Here is a 16,980-nt window from a genome sequence, read left to right on the forward strand (position 1 = left end):
TCGTTCTGCCCATCAGGCAGTGCGTCAGGTACCCGGTTCGCGGCCCGGCGGCTGCCGGGGTGGGGGCGTCATGGGGCGAGCTTCTACCAGGGGTGCCAGGAGCGGCTCGGACGATGTCAGCGTCATGGCGACGCCGTCGATCTCCACCGGCAGGTCTTCGCCGCCGTCGGGCAGGGAGACCGTTGTGCCTGCGGAAGTGATTTCGACGGTCAGCCGATTGCCACGCCAGCTCAGCCGGAACGCTATACGGGAGAGCTTTGCCGGCAGCCGGGGTGCAAGCCGGAGGTTCTCGTCGTCCAGGCGCAACCCGCCGAACCCGCTCGCCACTGCGAGCCAGGCGCCCGCGAGCGAAGCAAGGTGTATGCCCTGATGGCTGTCACCCTGCACATTCCTGAGGTCTGCCAGGGCACATTCACGCAGGTACGCCAGGGCGAGGTCCAAATGGCCGACCCGCGCACTTACGACCGACTGCACGGCCGCCGAGAGCGAGGAGTCCCGGACGGTACGTTGTTCGTAATACTCGAGGTTCCGGGCGGTCTGCTCAGCGGTGAAAGCTTCAGGACACCACCACATTGCCAGCACAAGGTCCGCTTGTTTGACCACCTGACGGCGGTAGATCTTGGCGTAGTGCGCGTGCTGCTGAATCGGGTAGACAGCGTTGTCGTCGAAGTTCCATTCCCGATAGGTGGTGAAGCCCTGGTTTGCCGGATGGATGCCCCGGGCGTCGTCGTACGGCACGAACATGGCGTCGGCGATCCGCCGCCACCCCTCGACCTCAGACTGGTTGACCGAGAGCTCGCGGGCGGCTTCCGGATACCTGTCGCAGGCATCGGCAGCGGTCCTCAGGTTGCGCTGCGCCATCAGGTTGGTGAACACATTGTCGTCCACCACGCCGGTGTATTCGTCCGGCCCCGTTACACCGAAGAGGTGCACCCGGCCGTCGTCGTCCTGATGTTCGATGGATGCCCACATGCGAGCCGTCTCGACCAGCATGTCGACGCCGCCATTCTCGGTCAACGCGCGCCCGGTGGCATTCGCGTGAATATTGTAGGCACGCGAAACGGCGGCATTGAGGTGGACGGCAGCGGTGCTCGCCGGCCAATACGCCGAGGCTTCGTGGCCGTCAATAGTGCGCCAGGCGAAGGCCGCTCCCTTCAGGCCCAGAACGCCTGCGCGCCTGCGGGCGGTGTCCAGCGTAGATGCCCGCCACAGCAGCAGGCGCGCAGCGTGGTCCGGTCGCAGAAGCGTCAGTGTCGGAGCGACGAAGCCTTCGATGTCCCAGAAGGTATGGCCGCTGTAGCCGGCGCCTGTGAGGGCCTTTGCCCCGATGGGCGCGTCGCTGAGGAAGGCCGATGCCTGCAGGATCTGGAAAAGGTCGAAGCGTAAGCCCTGTTGTAGTTCGGCGTCGCCGTCAATTTCGACGTCCGTGTCTGCCCAGAACTCGTCAAGGACGGCACGCTGATCGAAGCAGAGTCCGTTCCATCCACGTTTGCGGGCATCCTCCATTGCGGCAAGGGCCCGGGCTTCCAGTTCAGTTTCCGAGTCATCAGATGAGCGGACGTGGCAGATGTATTTGACGACGCTTGCCTTCTCACCCGGTCGCAGGTCGACAGCCACGGTGGTCAGGACCTCGTCCTCGCCGGCTGCGGTGGAGAGCTGGCCGCCGTCGGGCATCTGCACCTCGTGCCGGACCGCCGCGGCCACCGAAATGCCGCTGCTCCGGGTGCGGTGGACCAGGAGACCACCGTCGTTGAACAGGCGATGGAAGCAGGGCGCGAACGGCCGGTCAAGCGCTTCGCCAACCCGCGGATCCTCGCTGTCGATCTGTAACGCCGAGCGGTTTACCGCCAATTCTGACCGAATGACCACCTGCAGCGGATGATCCAAGGCTTCCACTTCATAGTGGATAGCCGTGACGGAGCGCTGGGTCAATGAAACCAGGCGGGTCGACTGCAGCCGCAACCGGCGACCGGCCGAGGTGGTCCATTCCGAGGTGCGGTGCAGCGTACCGGCACGCAGGTCCAGCGTGCGTTCGTGGACTTCAGGCGGCGTCTTGTCGATATCGAGGGAAGCGCCGTCGACCTCAATCCGGATCGGAATGCCTTCGGCAACACCGATGATCGCTTGTCCCTTGTCCGGATGCCCGTATCCGTCCTCCGGATAGGACAGCGGGTGGTACTCGAATACGCCTGCCATGAAGGTCCCGGGGGAGGCGCTTGGGTGGCCTTCGTCGAGGGTGCCGCGTGTTCCGACGTAGCCGTTGGACAGTGCGAAGACAGTTTCGGCGACTCCGGGCCCGTCCCACTCAAAAGCCGATTCTGTGATCTGCCAGGGATTGAAAGAGTCTAAATGGGCGGGCACATGCTAATGCTAACCGTACTGACGGTCCTGCAGGACAGCGAGGCCTATCCGTGCATCTTCCGCGCCCGGCGTGCAGCGGAACGCAGTTCGCTGGGGTCGAGATGGGGCCGTCCGCCGGCTGTGCCGACCACCTGCGCCGCAGCAGCTGCCGCCAGCCAGCCGGCGGTTCGCATGTCGTCTCCCTGCAGAAGGCTGATCGCGAGCGCGGCGACGAATGCGTCCCCGGCACCCGTCGGGTCCACGGGATCGTCGTCGATCAGCGGGAGTACCACGTGCCCGTCCTGCCATGCGACGACGTTCCCACCCGTCGGCACAGCGAGCGCCACAATCCGCGGCCCGGACTCGACGAGGGACTGTGCGGCCTCGATGGTCTGAGCGAGATCACGGGGTTTCCAGCCGGCCAGGGCTTCGGTCTCCTCCGTATCTGCACGCACGACGACGGCGCGGCGCAGCACCAGCTCGCGCGAATCCTCGTCTGCCGCCGCGCCGTCGGTTATTACCAGGGAACCGGCTGCTGACGCGATCTCAAGGACCGCGCTGACAGCCTGAGGGGGCTGCTGCAGCTGGACGAGAACTGCATCGGCGGCACGCAGCGCGTCTTCGCTCCCGCGGACGTCGTCGGCTGTCAGCAGCATCCGCTGGTCGACGTCCTCGAACAGGCGCCGCACGCCATGGGGTTCAACGATGTCGAGGAGCAAAGCGGTGGGAGCATCTGGCCGGCGAATGACGCCGTCGACGCCGATACCGTCACCGACGGCCTGAGCCAGCACAGCTCGCCCGGGCGGATCATCGCCGACAACTCCGATAAGCTCCACCGCTGCCTCAAGTTGACGGCACGCCACTGCCTGATTAGCGCCTTTGCCGCCAAGTAGTTCCCGGCGTTCCTGAACAGGAGTTGAGCCGCCCTCCTCCGGCATGCTCCCGATCGTCAGCACCAGATCGCGCGCCACCTGACCCACAACAACAACCCTGGGCATATTCACTCACTTCCTCTCAGGGTTCCTCTTGACGGGGGGAGTTCGAAAGACCGATAGCGGATCCGATCCCGCTCGGATCCGGGATCAGCGCACGACGCCGGTCATCCGACTGCTCGACTGCCGCCGCCATCGACGCCGCCAACAGTTCCCGCTGATGTTCGAGTGCGGGGCGCCGGTCTGCTGGCGCGAGGTTCAGCAGATCGTTCAGCGCAGACATGAGCCGGCGGGTGATCTGCGGCGACGCAGCCCCGGACCGACGGATTTCATCGAAGGCCAACTCGACGAAAGCCTCCCAGGTCAGGGCCGGAACGGAGAGGCGTAGCGCGCCGTCGTCGTCGCGGTACTCGCCCGAGTGGAGCGGGCGTCGGACGATCTGCCGGAGTACGTCGTGGAGGCGATCGATTGCCTGCACCGTCGTCGTCGGGTCATCAAAGGGGCCCGACGAGACGGCGCCCAGCGCAATGTCCACCAGCATTCTGATGCCGTAGGCCACGTCCTGGTTCAGCGTTCGCTCGGGGCCGAGCGCAATACAGCGAACGGTCGCCTTGATGTCCACTTCATCCGGCTTTCCGTGAATGCGGACGACGGGTGCGCCGGTGGGAACGAAGTCGCCAACCGACCACAACACCTCGAAGGAGACGTTGGCCGTGTGCGCCAGATCGATCATGCGGTCGTGGTCGACCTCGAAGAGCACACCGCTGCGCGGCGTTCGGATGAGGTCGCTTTCCATCTGCTGTCTCTCGCCGGGATCGGGGAAGACCCTGTCCAGGGTGATTATCGTGTCATTGGCGACCCAATCGACGAGTGCTGCCACCCTGAGCGATTGCCCGATGTGGTCGAGGTACCAGACAAGGGTCACAATGCAGGAGAGAACCAGCAGAACGCTTACCACGACCGCCAGGCCGGGGACAGTGCCGCCTTCGGGCGAAGTCACGACGGTACGCATGGTAAGCAGTGCGAAGGTGAAGGTTCCGGCAAAGAGACCGATTGCACACTGTGACGGCCGGTCCTGCAGGATCTGCCGCACGATGCGTGGCGAGAAGCTGCCCATTGCCAGCTGCACCACGAGTACCAGGAGGGACAGCACCAGGCCGGTCAGCGTGAGCATGGCGAATGAAATGAGGTAGAGGATCTGCATGGCAGCTGTCGGGTCGCCGCTGATGCTCTGTGGCACCAGAGTGCCCCTGGGATCGATGGCGATGACGAGCGAGGATAACGCCACGCCGCCCAGAACGAACAGGACGGGAATGACCCACATTCTGGTTTTGAGCCAGTGCTTCAGTTCAAACCGCTGCATCCATCCCGCTTCCACCCTGGATTTGGTGCTTCACCTTAGCATCGGCTGAGCAGCCGTCTATTCCTGTGTCAAATGCCCGCCTGCGAGCAGGAAAGAATCTTCGAGCAACCGGTGAGGGCCAGCGGAAGTCAGCTCGCGACGTCGGCCGCGTCGATGGCGCTGTCCGTGAGGATCGGCATGAGAGCCAGCAGGGCCAGCGTCAGCACGCCCATGATCCCGAACATGGCCTGCAGCCCGAGCCACTGCGCCAGGAGACCGCCGGCGGCCGCGCCGAGCGGCATGGTGCCCCACGCGAGGAGACGGTATGCGCTGTTGACCCGGCCGAGCAGGCGGTCCGGCGTAATGCGTTGCCGCAGCGAGACGGTGATGACATTCCAGAGCATAACCAGCACACCACCGACGAAGAACACGAAGCCTAGGATGTAGGGGTTGTCGGTGAGGGCGGGGGCGCCCACGAAGAATGATCCGCCAAGGATGGTCAGGGCAAGCGACTTCGACCGGCCCAGCTTCCGTTCGGCCCATTCCGAGATGAAGGACCCAAGGAACGCGCCGATCGCGGAAGTAGTGAGCAGTACGCCAAAACCCACCTCGGAGAGTTTCATCGCCGAAGAAGGCCCCACAGCGAAGAGGACGAAGAGTGCGAAAGCCGCGCTCGACGCGAAGTTGAGGGTTCCGGTCATGACGGCGAGCGTCCGCAGGATCTTCTCGTTCCATAGAAACTTCAGGCCCTCGGCGATGTCATAGCGCAGGGTTGTCTTCACCTCGCGTTCGATGCGGAAGGGGCCACGTACCAGGAACAGGGCTCCTACCGCCGCAAGCCACAGAGCAGCGGGCACCGCAAACCCGCCGATCACGCCGGCTGCGACCAGCAAGCCGCCCAGCGGCGGACCGACGAACTGGTTGGTGGTCAGCTCAACGGCGTACAGCCGTCCGTTGGCCCGGGAGAGCTGGTCGCGGTGCACCAGCTGCGGCATGATCGACTGCGCTGAGGTGTCATGCAGCGTCTCGGCGACCCCGACCAGGAGGGCGACGACGTAGAGCGCCCAGATCGAACCGAGGTCGAGCAGGATGACAGCGATAAGCATGGCAGGCAGGACCGCACGCGTGAGGTTGGCTACCAGCATGAGCAGGCGGCGGTCCAACCGGTCCGCCAGAGCGCCCGCTGTAAGCGCAAAGAGGAGCCACGGGAGGGTGCCGACAAAAGACAACCCGGCAATCAGCGTGGGGGACTGGGTGAACTGAATTGCAACCAGGGGCAGTGCAATCTTGAAGACCCCGTCAGCGAGGTTGGAGAGCCCGGATGACGTCCACAGCTTCCAGTAGGGCGCACCGAGCGGCGCCTGAATTGCATCGTCGACCTTCACGGATTCGCTCGCCATGTGTGAACAGTCCCACAGCGATTGGGAAAACTCAAGGACACTTGGGAAAGTGCAGTCTCAGGAGGCTTCCGGCCGCGCTCGGTACCATTGGGCTCACTGGCTATCTGCAGGGAGCGATTCGTTTGAGTACGCACGATTACGTGGAAGATGCGCCGCGGCGGCCGGCGAAGAGAAAGCGGCCGCTGCGTACCGCCGTGCTGGTGATACTTGGCGTCGTTGCTGCCTTCGCCGCCGTCGTCGCCGGCTATCTGATCAGTCTGGCGGTGGCTTTCGAAACGAAGACCACCACCATCGAGAACGCTTTTCCTGACTCGTCCACGCGGCCTGAACGGTCGGCTGCCGCGGAAGGGGCGATGAACCTCCTGTTGATGGGCAGCGACGCGCGGCCCGCCGAATCCGAAGACGGAGCGGGGGAGGGATTCACCGATTCGCGATCCGACACGATGATGCTCGTGCACATTCCCCAGGATCGGCAGAACGTCTACGTCATGTCGATTCTGCGCGACACCTGGACCGAGATTCCCGGGTATGGCGAGAACAAAATCAATGCCGCGATCTCGCTCGGTGGAGTGCCGCTGGTCGTCCAAACCGTCGAGACCATGTTCGATGCGCCGATCGACCACGTGATGATCGTTGACTTCGAGGGCTTCAAAGGCCTGACCGACGCGCTTGGCGGCGTGACAGTGGACAATCCGATCGCTTTCCAGTCGGAAGGGACTGAGGGAGAATTTTTCGAGCAGGGCACCATCACGCTCGATGGCGACTCAGCATTGAAGTTCGTTCGCGAGCGCAAGGCATTCAGCGACGGAGATTTTCAGCGGGTGCAGAACCAGCAGCTTTTCATCAAGGGGATCATGTCGGAGTTGCTGAGCACCGAGACATTCACCAACCCGGTGAAGCTCAGCAGGGTAGTGAACGAGATCTCGCCGTACCTCAGCGTCGATGAGGAGTTCGGCGCTGCCACTCTCGGCTCCCTCGCACTGGGGATGTGGCAGATCCGCTCCGACGACGTCGTGTTCTTCACGCTCCCGAACCTGGGAGTCGGAACCTCACCGGACGGCCAGTCGATTGTCGTGAAGGACGAGGAAGCAATAGCGCGCATTGCCGAGGCACTCGATCAGGGAACATTGGGGGAATATGTGGCCAGCACCAATGCAGGCTAGTACCGGCGGGCCGCAGGAGCAGTCCGGGCTGACCGGAGTGATCACTGACGTGATGAGCGCGCTCGGGGAAGTTGGCGTCGGCGTACTCGTGCTTCTTGAGACGGTTTTTCCACCCATTCCCAGTGAAGTGGTCCTGCCGCTGGCAGGTTTCCTGTCCCAGCAGGGCGAGATGAACGCCGTTCTTGTACTCGGACTGGCAACTCTCGGAAGCTACATCGGCGCAGTTCTCCTATACCTGCTCGGTGCGAAGCTGGGCGAGGAGCGCGTGGTGCGCGGACTCTCGAAGCTGCCGCTGGTGGACCGCGACGACTTCGAGCGGGCGGCGCGCTGGTTCGACCGCCACGGCCGGTCGGCGGTCTTCTTCGGCCGGCTCATACCGGGCGTCAGGAGCCTGATTTCCCTGCCGGCGGGCGCCGAACACATGCCGCTCGGTACGTTCACCCTCTTCACCGTTGCTGGTAGCCTGCTGTGGAATGTGCTGCTGATCGGCCTGGGCTACTTCCTCGGAACGCAGTACCACCTGGTGGACCAGTATTCCCAATACTTCGACATCGTTATCTACGTGGCCCTTGGCGTTCTTGTCGGCTGGCTTATCCTCAGGCGGGTACGACGGCGCCGGGTCGGCTAGCGCTGCCGCCAACCTTGTTTGTGCCTCATTTACCCCTCTATTCCGTGCCTCGCTTGTCCACAGGCGGCACAGGAATGTCGCTTGCCCCACGTACGGTTGAACAATGCCTCTTACCGTCAACCAACTGAGCGAGTCTGCCCTCCTCGAGCGTATTCTTCCGCGTCTCGGAGCCGGGTCAGCCGTCTCCTCGGGCGTCCATCTCGGCCCTGGGGATGATGCTGCCCTGGTCGTCGTTCCGGACGGCCGGGTGCTTATCTCCATCGATACGCAGGTCCAGGACATGGACTTCCGGCTGCAGTGGGCCAACGGTTACAGGACCACCGGGTTCGACGTGGGATGGAAAGCCGCTGCCCAAAACCTCAGCGACATCAACGCGATGGGTGGGCGCCCCACATCGCTGGTAGTGAGCTGCACCCTTCCCGGCAGCACCGAGGTCGCCTGGGTTGAAGAGCTGGCAGAAGGGCTGAGCGCCGCGGTCCGTGAACTGGATGCGTCCACCTGCGTGGTGGTCGGGGGCGACTTGGGGCGGGGGACGGAGATCTCAGTAACCGCCGCTGTCACGGGTTCGCTGGACGGGCGCGCTCCGGTGGTGCGGTCCGGAGCCCAACCGGGCGACGTCGTCGTGCACGCCGGGGTGCTGGGGCGTGCCGCAGCGGGGCTGGCACTGCTGGAGTCCGACTACGAATACGGTTCGCTTCAAGCGGAACTACGTGCTCTCGTCGAGGCTCAGTGCCGGCCACGTCCTCCGCTGCAATCGGGGCCCGCTGCGGCTGAAGCCGGCGCGACAGCAATGATGGACGTTTCCGACGGGCTGGTGCGCGATGCTCTCCGGCTTGCTTCCGCCAGTTCGGTGCGGATCGACTTCGATCCTGAGGTCCTCCAACGCCTCGCGGATCCGCTTGGCGCAGCAGCGCATCTGCTGGGAAGGGACCCGCTGGAATGGGTGCTCGGCGGGGGAGAGGACCACGGTCTGCTGGCTACCGTTAACCCAAACGTTATGCCGCTGGCAGGCTTCACTGCGGTAGGCTCGGTAGAGGCCGGGCTTGCCGAAGTGACCGTCGGGTCACAGTCTCCAGCCAACGTGGGATGGGATCATTTTGCAGACTAAAATCACCGCAAACGCGACAGCGATGAAGCGATGGTTGAGCAAGGCTGAAGAATCCCTCGGCAACCACAGCGACCGCCTCAACGCCATCAACATCTTCCCGGTGGCTGACGGCGACACCGGCACCAACCTCTATCTGACGGTCCGGGCAGCAGCGCAGGCGGCGGCAGACCTCGACTCCCATGATCTCGGTGAGGTGCTGAAAGTTGCCGGCCAGGCGGCCATGGAAGATGCCCGCGGTAATTCAGGCACCCTCTTCGCCGTCTTCCTGGCGGCAATAGCCGAGCCCCTCCATGGCGCATCCCGCCTGTCAGGGCCCTTGCTGGCAACTGCGTTGAACCGGGCGCAGATCCGCAGCTGGTCAGCGCTCAGCGATCCTGTACCCGGAACCATGCTCTCCGTGCTGGAGGCAACAGCCATTGGGGCCGCCACGGTAGACCAGGCGAACGAGGGCGATGACAGTAACCATGCCCTCGCCATGACCCTGCAGGGCGCGGTGGAGGCTGCACTTGAGGCCGTTGTGCAGACGGAAAGCCAGTTGGGCGCACTCACCGAAGCGAAAGTCGTGGATGCAGGCGGCGTGGGATTCCTGCTCATCATGGATGCACTCCGCGCCGCCTCGCTGGGTGAAGAGCTGCGGGACGAACTGATCGACGGCCTGCATGGCTACGACGTCCAGGCACCTCATATCCACAACGGCATGCCCGCTGAAGGCGTCGAAGTGATGTGCACCATCAACCTCAGCCCCCTGGACGCTGCCACCCTCCGCCTCCACCTCGACGAGGTAGGCGATTCCGTCATCATGAGTGCGGTGACCGAAGTCGAGGAAGGCTACAGATGGCGCGTGCACGTCCACGTCCCCGAAGCCGCCCTCGCGCTCAAATTCATCGAGGAAGCCGGGCAGCCCAGCCACATTGCTGTCACCCAGCTCGCCGGGGCGGGAGCAGTCGTTCCCCAGGACCCGGGTTACTACTCTGATCAGGAGCGCTACGGGTCTTAGCTACGGTCCCGGCTTCCAACGGTACCGCCGCATTCTGGGCGCTAGGGTAGAAGCGGACGGGGCCACGGGCGCTCCCTACCTCACCAAAGGACGGAAGAACCGCACGATGTCCGCTGTCACCTCAAAGGCGCCTGAACGAACTGCCCGAATCGGATTCGCCCTCATTGGCGTCCTGCTCATCGCAGTCAACCTTCGAGTGTCCTTCGTCAGCGTCGGCCCGGTTCTCGGGAACATCAGCAGCGACCTGCAGCTGTCCAGCGCTGCAGCGGGATTTCTCACGGGTCTTCCGCTCATCGCTTTCGCGGTTTTCTCCCCTGTGGCGCCGGCTGTCGCTTCCCGCCTGGGGCTCGATCGGGCGCTCTGGGTGTCCCTTCTCTTCCTCGCGTCGGGAATCGTGCTTCGTTCCCTGCCGGTGCCCGGCCTGATCTGGGTTGGCACCGCGCTTATCGGGCTTGCCATCGCTTTCCTCAACGTACTTGTTCCGTCGCTGGTGAAGCGGGATTTCCCGACGAGAGTCAGTCAGGTCACCGGAAGCTACACGGCCACACAAGCCGCCTTCGCCGCAATCGGGGCAGCCGTCGTCGTACCGGTGGCGCAGACCTCTCCGGCGGGTTGGCGGCTGGCCCTCGGTATCTGGGTGGGGCTGGCACTGGTTGCCATGGCGGTGCTCCTGCCGTGGCTGCGCCGCCGCGGGCCGGGATCCGCCGGTAGAACGGCGCCCAAGGTAACCTACCGGTCACCATGGTCATCGGCGTTGGGCTGGCAAGTGACCCTGTTCATGGGACTGCAGTCAATTGCCTTCTACGTTTTGATGGCCTGGCTGCCGACCATCGAGCAAAGCCGCGGCGTTGAGGCGACGACGGCGGGTCTCCACCTCTCGGTATTCCTTCTTGTCAGCGTCTTCGCCAGCCTTGCAACCGGCGGAATCCTTCACCGGGGACCGGATCAGCGGCTCGTGGCCTTCGCAAGCAGCGCACTGACCTTCGCGACTTTCCTCGGTCTGGCGGTTGCACCGGACCTCACGTTGCTGTGGGTGCTCCTGGGGGCGGTCGGGTGCGGGAGCCTGATTGTGATCGCGCTGACGCTGTTCAGCCTGCGGACCATGAATTATCCGCAGGCCGCTGCCCTGTCCGGGATGGCGCAATCCGTGGGCTACGGCCTGGGCGCCGCCGGTCCGGTGCTCTTCGGCGGTCTATACGATCTGAGCGGCGACTGGACGCTTCCACTGCTCGTCTGCGCCGGAATCATGGCGGTCCTGGCGATGATGGGGGTTCTTGCCGGACGAGACCGGGTGATCAGCGGCGCGTGAGCGCCCGGATTGGAAGCGGACGCTAGGCCGGAATGGCCAGGTCCGGTCCGGGAGTTGCACCGCCGGCAAGCAGGTTGTCGCGGGTGGCATTGATCACGTTGATCAGCGCCGCACGGAGGTCTTCCTCCGCGTAGTCTGCTGCGCCAAGCGGTACGCCTTCTCCCTGCTGCACCTTTTCGAGGATGGCCTGACCGGCAGGGGTGAGGGCAACGAATGTTACCCGGCGGTCAGTCTCACTCTTCTGCCGCGTGACGAGTTCGCGGGCTTCCAGCCGCTCCAGGGCCTTGCCCACCGTCTGCGCCTGGACCCGGACGATCTGGGCAAGCTTCACCTGGCTCATGGAACCGGCGGTAGCCAGCACTTTCAGGATGGTCACCCCGGAATGGGTAACCCCGATGCTGCGTAGCCGCTCGTTGTCACGGTTCTCATTGAGCCGGGCAGCAGTGCTCAGCAGCCGGCTTGTTGCCCAGTGCGAAGTATCCATTCCTCAACCTTCCAACCCCATAGAGGTGCTGCACCTCACGTTGTGCTGCACTCTCGAACTGAACCCGGTGGGACGGCACCGGCAGCGCCTGCCAGCGGCGGAGTACGAGTTCCGCCGGATAATGCAAAGGGCGCTTAGTGAAGTATCCTATGCCAAGAAACTTGATCTTTGAACCATCGGGAAAGGACGCACCTGTGGGCGAACTCGTCTCCTTCGAAGCTGAGGAGGAGATCGGCGTACCGAACCGAGGAGCCGGGCAACCGACCGCTTCCAGTGAAAGTTCGCTTCTTGAAGAGCTGCAGGATCTCATCCTGTCCACCTCTGATATGCAGGAGTTGCTCGGCGAACTCGCGGTGTTGTCGGCACGCAGCGTCAGCAGCAACAAGGGAAGCGTGCTTTGCGGGATAACCCTGCTGCGCCACCGCCGGGCCGCGACAGTAGCCTATAACTCCGAGACAGCGAAGGCCATGGACGAGCTCCAGTACGCCTTTCGGGAAGGCCCATGTCTTACCGCGGCCCGGGATCAGCGGACAATTGTCGTCGACGATTTCGAATCCGACGGCAGATGGCCTGAGTACTCGGAAGCTGTGGCCGCGCACGGTCTCCGCTCAATTCTTTCCGCCCCTTTCACCATCGGGCACGGAGCGCAGGCCGCAATGAACCTGTATTCCTACCGCCCGAACTCCTTCACGGATGACGAGATAGCCTTCGCCGAGTCATTTGCACGGCAAGCCTCCAGGGGACTGCAGCTCGCACTGCGTATGGCGCATTACAGCGAAGAAGCCGACAACCGCAGCCGAGCGATGGAATCGCGAACAGATATCGACGTGGCTGTTGGCATTGTCATGGCTCAGAACCGGTGCTCCCAGGCCGTGGCGTTCGAGATCCTGCAGCGCGCCTCAAGCACACGCAACGTCAAGCTGCGCATCATCGCGGCCGAGATCGTTCAACGGGTCGCCGGGACTCCGTCCGCGACTCACTATCAGGTCTAGCAGGATCGTCAGAGCCCTCCGCTAAGCTCGCACTGTCATTTTGATGGTCCTGCGATGCGCAGGAAAAGTTTCAGGGAAGGTCTATGGAGAACAGGCGCCCGCCCGAGCTGGCCGAACCCCTGCGCCTGAAAATGCTCAGCGAGAGGTCGAGGAAACTACTCCGGGAAAGCCTCGGAATTTACTCTGACGGCCAGCTTCTGAATCATTTTCCCCGCACGTATCTCGCTCCAGGAGAGCTGACGCGACTGTCGGAAGTCCCGCTCGGCGAAGAGATCACCCTGATCGCCCGGGTTCAGTCGGCAAATTCACGGTGGATGCGAACCCGCAAGGGGAAAGTACTGGATGTCGTCATCACCGACGACGACGGCGCCGGCCGGCTCGGCACCATGCATCTCACCTTCTTCAACGGTCGTGGCGCTGAGCGGCGGCTCACTGCAGGAACCCGCGCCATTTTCTCGGGCAAGACCGGTAGCTATCGCGGAAAACTCACGCTTACCAACCCACGGTTCTCCCTTCTGGATGAGGACAACGGCGGGATGGAAGAGCATCTGCTGCCCACTCCCGTGTATCCGGCTTCCGAGCAGATCAGCAGTGAAATAATCAGGGGCTGCGTGTCGAAACTCCTCGACAGCCTTGTGCACTCACAGCTGAACGATCCCATACCGGCGCATATCGCCCGCCGGGACAAGTACATGAACATCACGCAGGCCTACGAGATGATTCACAGGCCGGTCGAGGTTGAAGACGCCTATCGCGCGCAGCATCGCTTCCGTTATCAGGAGGCACTGGTCCTGCAGACGGCACTGGCACGACGGCGGGCGGAGATCCTCGCGGAGGAAGCCACCGCGCGGCCCCAACACCGGCACGGATTGCTGGACCAGTTCGACGCATCGTTGCCCTTTGTGTTGACCTCGGGCCAACAAGCGGTCGGCGAACAGCTGGCCGTGGACCTCGCTGCCCCGCACCCCATGAACCGGCTGCTTCAGGGCGAGGTCGGATCCGGAAAGACGATCGTTGCGCTGCGTGCAATGCTTCAGGTGATCGACGCCGGGGGGCAGGCTGCCCTTCTGGCGCCGACTGAAGTGCTCGCAGCGCAGCACTACCAATCCATCACGCGGACCCTTGGCCCGCTGGCTGAGGGTGGAATGCTCGGCGGTGCCGTGGACGGCACGCGGGTGGTGCTTCTGACCGGCTCAATGACGACTGCTCAGCGGCGTGAAGCTCTGCTTGCGGCAGCCTCCGGGGATGCAGGCATAGTCATTGGAACCCACGCGTTGCTGTCCGAAAACGTCCAGTTTTACGACCTTGGACTGATCGTTGTGGATGAGCAGCACCGCTTCGGTGTTGAACAGCGGGACGCGCTGAGGGGCAAAGCGGCAGCGGCTCCCCACATGCTTGTCATGACCGCCACGCCAATTCCCAGAACAGTCGCCATGACGGTGTTCGGCGATCTGGACGTGTCTACACTGACGGAGCTGCCGGCCGGCCGGGCCCCAATCGCAACCCATGTGGTTGGGCTCTCCGAGAATCCGCGCTGGATCGATCGGGCGTGGGCACGGGCCAGAGAGGAAATCGACGCGGGCCGCCAGGTGTACATCGTGTGCCCCAAAATCGGGGACGCCCAGACGGAACCTGACAGTGCTGACGCGCTGGAACTTTACGAGGGGCCGCCCACGAACAAGCAGGAACTGACGAGTGTTGTCGAGCTGTTCGAGTCTTTGTCGGAGGTCCCCGCGCTTGCTGGAGTGAGCATGGGGCTCCTGCACGGGCGGCTGGATCCGGCGGAGAAAGCCGCCACAATGGCCGGGTTCAATGAGGGAAGTATCAGCCTCCTGATCTCCACTACCGTGATCGAGGTCGGCGTTGACGTCCCCAATGCAACGCTCATGGTGATCATGGACGCCGATCGTTTCGGCATCTCACAGCTGCACCAGCTCCGCGGTCGGATCGGGCGCGGCGGTCACCAAGGTACGTGCCTGCTTGTTACCGACCTCGAACCGGAGCACCCGAGCAGGGAGCGCCTGGATGCTGTCGCATCGACTTCCGACGGCTTCGAGCTCTCCCAGAAAGATCTGGAATTGCGTCGGGAGGGCGACATCCTGGGCGCTTCACAGTCCGGTGGACGATCAGCGCTGCGCTTTCTCAAGGTGATCCAGCATGCCGGTGTCATCGAGAAGGCGCGGAAAGACGCCCAGGAACTGATCGACGCGGACCCTGATCTTGCAGAACACCCAGAACTCGCTGAAGCACTGGATCTCTACCTGAATGATGAGAAAGAAGCGTTTCTGGAGCGCGGATAGGGCAGGGCCGGCAAGGTCAGGAAGCCCGGGATGTCGTCTTCCGCGCTTTGGAGGCAGGCGTGAGGCGGAAACGCGACCGTTCGGACGCCGGTATCAGGGTGGCCCATTCAGGATGCCCGGCAAGGTACGCACGCACCGTGGGGCAAAAGGGCATCACCGCGAGCCGTCTCCGGTGCAGGTTTTCGAGTACGTTCCCCACGAAGTATTGGTCCAGGCGGGAGCGCTTGAAACGCTGTTCGATGATGGTGTGCAGTAGCCAGATCTGGCCCTGGCGGGTCTCATATTGCAGATGCCCGATGTTGTCGCCGTCGACGTACAGTTCGAAACGACTCAGCTTCATGTTGTCGCGAACTGCCGTGCGCAGGTTCGTTGCGGAGGCGTTGGGGTAACGCAGGTCCATGTCAACTCCCACAGTCAAAAGTGCTGGTGAGGCTCACTGCTGAACCGTTCAGACAACTATAGCGACAATCAGTAGGCTGACAAAGTGTTCGCCGTTATCAGGCAACGCCCGAACGTATCTGGCGGAGGGCGAGTTCGTCGCAAAGGGTCAGATACCGCTCCATGGCCCTCAGGTCGGGCATCTTGGAATCCAGTTCGAGGAACAGGGCATCGGACAGCTCCAGAAGCCGGCTTTCCGGTGTCGAGGAAAGGTCGGAGGGGAAGCCGTCATCGATATCGGCTGATGTAGGCGGATCTACGGAAAAACCGCAGGTCAACGAATGATCCGGCTCAATAACTGAGCGCGACTGAGCGTCCATAGGGTGGCACTCCCACAAGTAGGTATTACTGTGGCTCGCTGCTGAACCTGTTGTCAGTCTAACCGGCTCTCTCCGGGTAGCAACCCGGGACCGGTTCACATGCTTCCCGCTTGCAACTCGTCACTTCGCAGCCCACGTTGGGTGCAGCAAGTCGGGGTCGGACAGACTTCCATCCGGAAGTAATAAGCATGCTTCCCATTGGGGTCCTTTTGTGCATACTCTTATGCGACCGGATACTTCGGAAGAAGTCCTCTGCAATCAATCTCGAGGAGATGACATGATCACGCAGGAACACATTGACCGCATCCTTGATGGCAATGGCAACGTTGTGGACCAGGATGGCAATAAGGTGGGGTCCGCGGGGCAGGTTTACGTGGATGACCACACAGGAGAGCCCAGCTGGGTCACCGTGAAGACAGGCCTCTTCGGCACGTCTGAATCCTTCGCTCCGCTGCAGGGCGCTTCCATGGACGGCGATGACGTGCGCATCGCCTACACCAAGGACCAGGTCAAGGACGCGCCAAAGGTCGATCCAGACCAGAATCTGAGCGAAGCGGAAGAAGAGGAACTGTACCGCCATTACTCACTGAGCCGGCAAGGTGGCGGGTATGACGCCGCAGACCACGGCACCTACTCCGGCACCACAACCGGCTCCGATGATTTGGGCGATACCAGCCCGGGCATTGCCGGGGTGGGCGAGCGGGATCGTTATGACGCTGATCGCGGCGATCGGGATCTGAGCGACACGGATCGCGGCGACCGTACCGTGGGACACGACACCTCCGGTCCCACAACGGATGACGCCATGACGCGTTCCGAGGAACGTCTGCACGTAGGAACTGAGAACCGCGAGACCGGCCGCGCACGCCTTCGCAAGTACGTTGTCACGGAGAACGTCACGAAGACTGTGCCGGTGCAGCGTGAGGAAGTGCGTGTTGAGCGCGAGCCCATCACCGACGCCAACCGCGGCGACGCGCTGGATGGCCCGGCCATCAGCGAGGAAGAGCACGAGGTGACCCTTCACGAGGAACGCCCCGTCGTTGAAAAGGAAGCCGTGCCCGTGGAGCGCGTGCGTCTCGACAAGGAAACCGTCACGGATGAGCAAACGGTCAGCGAGGAAGTCCGCAAGGAAGAGATCGAGACTGACGGCACCGACGACACCCGTCGCGGAATCTGATCGAATCGGCGAGCCGGTCACCATAAAAACGGCCGGCGTCGTCGTTCACT

The 16,980-nt window shown here is 63.2% G+C and carries 15 protein-coding genes; 8 read left to right on the forward strand and 7 right to left on the reverse strand.

The annotated features are described in order from the left end of the window. Window positions 1-24: 24 nt before the first annotated feature. The 4 genes from Q0877_RS02840 to Q0877_RS02855 form a co-directional block, all read right to left on the reverse strand. A complete protein-coding gene (locus tag Q0877_RS02840; protein WP_299165609.1) occupies window positions 25-2,361 on the reverse strand; it encodes a glycoside hydrolase family 65 protein in 2,337 nt (778 codons plus the stop codon). Window positions 2,362-2,405: 44 nt separating this feature from the next. Further along, window positions 2,406-3,338 (reverse strand): PfkB family carbohydrate kinase, encoded by a 933-nt coding sequence (locus Q0877_RS02845; RefSeq protein WP_299165610.1) that lies wholly within the window; start codon window positions 3,336-3,338, stop codon window positions 2,406-2,408. 16 nt (window positions 3,339-3,354) lie between these two features. Beyond that, on the reverse strand, window positions 3,355-4,596 hold the full coding sequence (locus Q0877_RS02850) for a DUF2254 domain-containing protein (protein ID WP_299165612.1): 1,242 nt from the start codon (window positions 4,594-4,596) through the stop codon (window positions 3,355-3,357). 167 nt (window positions 4,597-4,763) lie between these two features. Continuing rightward, window positions 4,764-6,014 (reverse strand): MFS transporter, encoded by a 1,251-nt coding sequence (locus Q0877_RS02855; protein ID WP_299165613.1) that lies wholly within the window; start codon window positions 6,012-6,014, stop codon window positions 4,764-4,766. 122 nt (window positions 6,015-6,136) lie between these two features. Here Q0877_RS02855 and Q0877_RS02860 point away from each other — a divergent pair, with 122 nt between their 5' ends. The 5 genes from Q0877_RS02860 (at window position 6,137) to Q0877_RS02880 (ending at window position 11,219) form a co-directional block, all read left to right on the forward strand. After that, on the forward strand, window positions 6,137-7,177 hold the full coding sequence (locus Q0877_RS02860) for an LCP family protein (RefSeq protein WP_299165614.1): 1,041 nt from the start codon (window positions 6,137-6,139) through the stop codon (window positions 7,175-7,177). Further along, the gene (locus tag Q0877_RS02865; RefSeq protein WP_299165615.1) at window positions 7,167-7,805 is read left to right on the forward strand and encodes a DedA family protein; all 639 of its coding nucleotides are present in this window, start codon (window positions 7,167-7,169) and stop codon (window positions 7,803-7,805) included. The genes Q0877_RS02860 and Q0877_RS02865 overlap by 11 nt, the downstream gene beginning before the upstream one ends. A gap of 103 nt (window positions 7,806-7,908) precedes the next feature. Continuing rightward, window positions 7,909-8,913, forward strand: coding sequence for a thiamine-phosphate kinase (thiL, locus tag Q0877_RS02870; protein WP_299165616.1), 1,005 nt, complete (start codon window positions 7,909-7,911; stop codon window positions 8,911-8,913). 22 nt (window positions 8,914-8,935) lie between these two features. Continuing rightward, window positions 8,936-9,910 (forward strand): DAK2 domain-containing protein, encoded by a 975-nt coding sequence (locus Q0877_RS02875; RefSeq protein ID WP_299165881.1) that lies wholly within the window; start codon window positions 8,936-8,938, stop codon window positions 9,908-9,910. A gap of 106 nt (window positions 9,911-10,016) precedes the next feature. After that, on the forward strand, window positions 10,017-11,219 hold the full coding sequence (locus Q0877_RS02880; RefSeq protein ID WP_299165617.1) for an MFS transporter: 1,203 nt from the start codon (window positions 10,017-10,019) through the stop codon (window positions 11,217-11,219). 22 nt (window positions 11,220-11,241) lie between these two features. On the opposite strand, the gene Q0877_RS02885 is transcribed toward Q0877_RS02880, so the two are convergent. Beyond that, a complete protein-coding gene (locus Q0877_RS02885) occupies window positions 11,242-11,703 on the reverse strand; it encodes a MarR family winged helix-turn-helix transcriptional regulator (RefSeq protein WP_299165618.1) in 462 nt (153 codons plus the stop codon). A gap of 194 nt (window positions 11,704-11,897) precedes the next feature. Between Q0877_RS02885 and Q0877_RS02890 the strand changes: the two genes are divergently transcribed. Then, entirely contained in the window at window positions 11,898-12,695 is a 798-nt protein-coding gene (locus tag Q0877_RS02890; protein WP_299165619.1) for a GAF and ANTAR domain-containing protein, read from the forward strand. An 83-nt stretch (window positions 12,696-12,778) separates the two neighbouring features. Beyond that, the gene (locus tag Q0877_RS02895) at window positions 12,779-14,995 is read left to right on the forward strand and encodes an ATP-dependent DNA helicase RecG (RefSeq protein ID WP_299165620.1); all 2,217 of its coding nucleotides are present in this window, start codon (window positions 12,779-12,781) and stop codon (window positions 14,993-14,995) included. Window positions 14,996-15,011: 16 nt separating this feature from the next. Here the strand turns inward: Q0877_RS02895 and Q0877_RS02900 are convergent, their stop codons facing one another. Together Q0877_RS02900 and Q0877_RS02905 are read right to left on the reverse strand one after the other, a co-directional pair. Continuing rightward, window positions 15,012-15,395 carry a GNAT family N-acetyltransferase gene (locus tag Q0877_RS02900; protein ID WP_299165621.1) on the reverse strand — a complete coding sequence of 128 codons (384 nt, stop codon included), beginning with the start codon at window positions 15,393-15,395 and terminating at the stop codon, window positions 15,012-15,014. A gap of 97 nt (window positions 15,396-15,492) precedes the next feature. Continuing rightward, complete coding sequence (locus Q0877_RS02905; protein ID WP_299165623.1) at window positions 15,493-15,753, reverse strand: hypothetical protein; 261 nt, start codon at window positions 15,751-15,753, stop codon at window positions 15,493-15,495. 277 nt (window positions 15,754-16,030) lie between these two features. On the opposite strand from Q0877_RS02905, the gene Q0877_RS02910 reads away from it, so the two are divergent. Beyond that, window positions 16,031-16,930, forward strand: a complete 900-nt coding sequence (locus Q0877_RS02910) for a YsnF/AvaK domain-containing protein (RefSeq protein WP_299165624.1) — start codon at window positions 16,031-16,033, stop codon at window positions 16,928-16,930. Window positions 16,931-16,980 lie beyond the last annotated feature (50 nt).

Source organism: uncultured Arthrobacter sp., assembly GCF_947495145.1.
GTDB lineage: Bacteria > Actinomycetota > Actinomycetes > Actinomycetales > Micrococcaceae > Arthrobacter_D.

Excerpts from the sequence above, each read along its gene's own strand:
- Q0877_RS02850 (WP_299165612.1), bottom strand. The coding sequence starts at position 4,596 with ATGTGGGTCATTCCCGTCCTGTTCGTTCTGGGCGGCGTGGCGTTATCC.
- Q0877_RS02895 (WP_299165620.1), top strand. The coding sequence starts at position 12,779 with ATGGAGAACAGGCGCCCGCCCGAGCTGGCCGAACCCCTGCGCCTGAAA.
- Q0877_RS02855 (WP_299165613.1), bottom strand. The coding sequence starts at position 6,014 with ATGGCGAGCGAATCCGTGAAGGTCGACGATGCAATTCAGGCGCCGCTC.
- Q0877_RS02905 (WP_299165623.1), bottom strand. The coding sequence starts at position 15,753 with ATGGACGCTCAGTCGCGCTCAGTTATTGAGCCGGATCATTCGTTGACC.
- Q0877_RS02865 (WP_299165615.1), top strand. The coding sequence starts at position 7,167 with ATGCAGGCTAGTACCGGCGGGCCGCAGGAGCAGTCCGGGCTGACCGGA.
- thiL (WP_299165616.1), top strand. The coding sequence starts at position 7,909 with ATGCCTCTTACCGTCAACCAACTGAGCGAGTCTGCCCTCCTCGAGCGT.
- Q0877_RS02885 (WP_299165618.1), bottom strand. The coding sequence starts at position 11,703 with ATGGATACTTCGCACTGGGCAACAAGCCGGCTGCTGAGCACTGCTGCC.
- Q0877_RS02880 (WP_299165617.1), top strand. The coding sequence starts at position 10,017 with ATGTCCGCTGTCACCTCAAAGGCGCCTGAACGAACTGCCCGAATCGGA.
- Q0877_RS02900 (WP_299165621.1), bottom strand. The coding sequence starts at position 15,395 with ATGGACCTGCGTTACCCCAACGCCTCCGCAACGAACCTGCGCACGGCA.
- Q0877_RS02910 (WP_299165624.1), top strand. The coding sequence starts at position 16,031 with ATGATCACGCAGGAACACATTGACCGCATCCTTGATGGCAATGGCAAC.
- Q0877_RS02845 (WP_299165610.1), bottom strand. The coding sequence starts at position 3,338 with ATGCCCAGGGTTGTTGTTGTGGGTCAGGTGGCGCGCGATCTGGTGCTG.
- Q0877_RS02875 (WP_299165881.1), top strand. The coding sequence starts at position 8,936 with ATGAAGCGATGGTTGAGCAAGGCTGAAGAATCCCTCGGCAACCACAGC.